The 3,851-nt window shown below is 64.5% G+C and carries 3 protein-coding genes; 2 read left to right on the forward strand and 1 reads right to left on the reverse strand.

The features are described 5' to 3' along the window. Positions 1-84: 84 nt before the first annotated feature. Positions 85-1,287 (reverse strand): Rieske 2Fe-2S domain-containing protein, encoded by a 1,203-nt coding sequence (locus KDB67_RS21460; RefSeq protein ID WP_291020437.1) that lies wholly within the window; start codon positions 1,285-1,287, stop codon positions 85-87. A gap of 242 nt (positions 1,288-1,529) precedes the next feature. On the opposite strand from KDB67_RS21460, the gene hsaA reads away from it, so the two are divergent. Next, a complete protein-coding gene (gene hsaA / locus KDB67_RS21465; RefSeq protein ID WP_291020439.1) occupies positions 1,530-2,738 on the forward strand; it encodes a 3-hydroxy-9,10-secoandrosta-1,3,5(10)-triene-9,17-dione monooxygenase oxygenase subunit in 1,209 nt (402 codons plus the stop codon). Between the two features lie 325 nt (positions 2,739-3,063). Further along, the coding region (gene hsaC / locus KDB67_RS21470) for an iron-dependent extradiol dioxygenase HsaC (protein WP_291020441.1) at positions 3,064-3,851 on the forward strand (788 nt) is incomplete at its 3' end.

The following is a 3,851-nucleotide window of genomic DNA, read 5'->3' on the forward strand; positions in this document are numbered from 1 at the left end:
GCACTGGGGGATGGCGCACTGGGCGAGGGCGTATCGGCCGAACCGATGGTGCGGGTCATGGCGGTGCCTCTCGTCGTCCCCGGCCTAACTCGATGTGCTTCCGGCGCCGACCTCTTCGGCCTCGCGCTGCGCGGCTTCCTCCTGCTTGCGCCGCAGATTCTCCTGCACTTCGATATTCCAGTTCTCGACGGCCTTGGTGGTGTCGATCTCGTACTCGAAACGCTGCGTCATATCGTCGGTGACATCGGCTTTGTCGACGTAGAACTGGTCGTACCAGCGGCGCAACTGATACACCGGCCCGTCCTCCTCCACCAGGAGCGGATTCTCGATGCGGGTCTTGTTCTTCCAGATCTCGACGTCCTGGAGGAAGCCCATCTCGATACCCTTGGTGATCTTCTGGACCATCTTCTCCGCCTGAGCAGCTGTCAGGCCCTCAGGGATCTTGGCCATGACGCCGAACATCAGCACGAACGAGTTCGAGTCGATGGGGTAGTGGCAGTTGGTCAGAATGGTCTCGATGGCGAAACCGCCGTAGTACTGCACCATCGGGTTCAACATGTACGACGGTCCGTAGTACGCGGCAATCGACTCCAGCTTGCTGTCGACGTACGCGACGCCGCCCAGGTCGACATCGGGACGACCGTGCGAGCGCATGTACTGCGCCGCGGTCTCACCCTCGAAGACATTCTTGAAATAGTCGGGCAGGGCGTAGTGCACATAGAAGAAGTGCGCCATGTCGACGACGTTGTCGATGATCTCGCGGCAGTTGGAGCCCTCGATCACCATGCGGTTCCACGTCCACCCGGTCCATTTGTCCGAACCGACCTCGGCCAGTTCGGGGATGATGACTTCCTCGGGCGCCGGGTTGCCCTCGGGGTCGTTGTAGACGAACACCTGACCGTTGCGGACCATCGTCTGCCAGGTGCGGGTCTTGGCGAGCTTGGGACTGCGCTTGGCATACGGCACGCCCGCGCAGCGGCCGTTGCCCTTCCATTTCCAGCCGTGGAACGGGCACGCGACGTTGCCGTCACGGATCTGGCCCTGCGACAGATCTCCGCCCATATGCCGGCAGTAGGCGTCCAGGACGTTGATCTGTCCGTCGTCTCCGGCCCACACGACGAGCTTGGTCCCGAAGACCTCGACCGAGTGCGGCTTGCCGTCGGTGAACTCCTCGATCAGTCCGAGGCAGTGCCAGCCGCGGGCGAAGCGGGTCGGGGGTGTTCCGGTGTCGATCTCCCGGTAGTCGCGCTGGGGGCCGGCGGCGGCGGAGGTCTGTATTCCAGACATCGTCGGGGTCTCCATCCTGATTCGGTGACGGTCCGTACTCTGACCGCCATACTAGAACACGTTGCAGATTTGCGGCAGACGGCATGCTGACTTTGGGCAATTGGTCCTGGCAGGGGGCACTGGGGGCTGGTGCTCGACAAGAAATAGAACGTGTTCTAATCTGGGAAACGATCAACCGTGGTTCAGGGCCGGGGACGTCCGACGAATCGCCCCGTAGCCGAACACAACGAAGGAGCAGGCAGATGTCAGCAGGCCGTTCACAGGTAGACAGCAGGACTCGCGGCGCCGATGCGCAGCGCGTTCTGGACAACATCAGCGCGTTGCTCCCGGAGATCGAACAGCGTGCGTCGCGGACCGAGGAGCTGCGCCGCATCCCCGAGGAGACGGTGCGCGATCTGGACGAAGCCGGCTTCTTCAAGCTGATGCAGCCCGAGCAGTGGGGCGGATACCAGGTCGACCCGGTCAGTTTCTACGAGGCGGTGCGCCGGATCGCGACCGCCTGCGGATCCACCGGTTGGGTCGCCGGCATCATCGGCATCCACAACTGGCATCTCGGACTGTTCGACCAGCAGGCCCAGGAAGACGTCTGGGGCGCCGACCCGACGGTCCGCATCTCCTCCTCGTACGCGCCGATGGGCATGGGCGAGGTCGTCGAGGGCGGCTACAAGGTCAACGGCAATTGGGCGTTCTCCTCGGGTTGCGAGATCGCCGACTGGGCATTCGTCGGTGGCCCGGTGTTCAAGAACGGCCGTCCCGTCGATTTCGTCAGCTACCTCATCCCGCGCTCGGACTACACCATCAAGGACGTCTGGCACGTGGTGGGCCTGAAAGGGACCGGCTCCAACACCCTTGAGGTCAAGGACGTGTTCGTCCCCCGTCACCGCGTGCTGAGCATGCGGACGATGGCCAACTACGAGAGCCCCGGCCTTGAGCGCAACACCGCACCCGTCTACAAGATGCCCTGGGGCACAATCCATCCCAGTACCATCTCCACCCCGATCGTCGGAATGGCGTACGGCGCCTATACCGCACACGTCGAGCATCAGGGCAAGCGGGTGCGTGCCGCGTATGCCGGCGAGAAGAGCAAGGACGATCCGTTCGCCAAGGTCCGCATCGCCGCTGCCGCCAGCGACATCGACGCCGCCTGGCGCCAGCTCTCGGGCAACCTGCAGTCCGAATACGACCTGATCCTCGCCGGCGAGGAGATCCCGATGGAACTGCGCCTGGCCGCCCGCCGCGATCAGGTGCGCGCCACCGCCCGCGCCATCGCGTCCATCGACCTGCTGTTCGAGAACTCCGGCGGAGGAGCGCTCAACCTCGACTCGCCGATCCAGCGGTTCTGGCGCGACGCCCACGGCGGCCGCGTCCACGCCGCCAACGATCCCGAACGCGCCTACACCGCCTTCGGCAACGGCGAGTTCGGCATCCCCATCGGCGACTCCATGGTCTGACCGCCAGGCAAGCCGGTCATCGTCTTGGTCCCCGAGGGCGTGCCGACATCTTGAACGCCGGGGTTGGCAAGTTGGTAATCCGGCCGCCATCTTGATCCCTCAGGAGTTGGCAAGTTTGTATACCGGCCCACATCTTCCTCCCTGAGAGTCGGCGAGTTTGTATACCGCCCGCCATCTTGATCCCTGAGGGTCGGCGAGTTTGTATACCGGCCGACATCTTGATCCCTGAGGGTCGGCGAGCTTGCGAGCCGACGTCACGAAGGGTCCGGCGACCCGACCGCATGACTTCGCCACCAGAACCGAAACCACAAGCAGGAGAAACGAAATGACCGAAGACAGCCCGATCCGGTCACTGGGGTACATGCGTATCGAGGCCACCGACATCACCGCCTGGCGCGACTACGGCCTGAAGGTCCTCGGCATGGTCGAGGGCAAGGGAACCAATCCCGACAACCTCTATCTGCGGATGGACGACTTCCCCGCGCGCCTGGTGATCACCCCGTCCGACCGCGACCACCTCGGCAGCGCAGGCTGGGAATGCGCCAATGCCGCAGCGCTGCAAGATGTCCGGGACCGGCTGTCGGCCGCGGGAGTGATCTTCCGGGAGGGTAAGGACGAGGAACTCGCCGACCGCTGCGTGGTCGAGATGATCGTCTTCGACGACCCCGCCGGCAACACCCAGGAGGTGTTCCACGGTGTAGCTCTGCAGCACCGGCGGATCGTCAGCCCGTACGGCCACCGGTTCGTCACCGGGGAGCAGGGTCTCGGCCACGTGGTCCTGACCTGCCCCGACGACAAGGCGACGCTCGAGTTCTACCGCGACGTCCTCGGTTTCCGCCTGCGTGATTCGATGCGCCTGCCGGGTGAGCTTGCCGGCCGCGAACCGGGCAGCTCCATCTGGCTTCGGTTCCTCGGCTGCAACCCGCGCCACCATTCGCTGGCCTTCCTGCCGCTGCCCAACCCCACCGGCATCGTGCACCTGATGGTGGAGGTGGAGAACTCCGACGACGTCGGCCTCGCTCTCGACCGCGCGCTGCGCAAGAAGGTGCCGATGTCGGCGACCCTCGGCCGCCACGTCAACGACAAGATGCTGTCGTTCTACATGAAGACCCC

Origin of the sequence: Gordonia sp. (in: high G+C Gram-positive bacteria) (genome assembly GCF_020438995.1) — a bacterium.
Taxonomy (GTDB): Bacteria; Actinomycetota; Actinomycetes; order Mycobacteriales; family Mycobacteriaceae; genus Gordonia.

Coding starts and splice junctions, on each gene's coding strand:
- hsaA (WP_291020439.1), top strand. CDS start 1,530: ATGTCAGCAGGCCGTTCACAGGTAGACAGCAGGACTCGCGGCGCCGAT.
- KDB67_RS21460 (WP_291020437.1), bottom strand. CDS start 1,287: ATGTCTGGAATACAGACCTCCGCCGCCGCCGGCCCCCAGCGCGACTAC.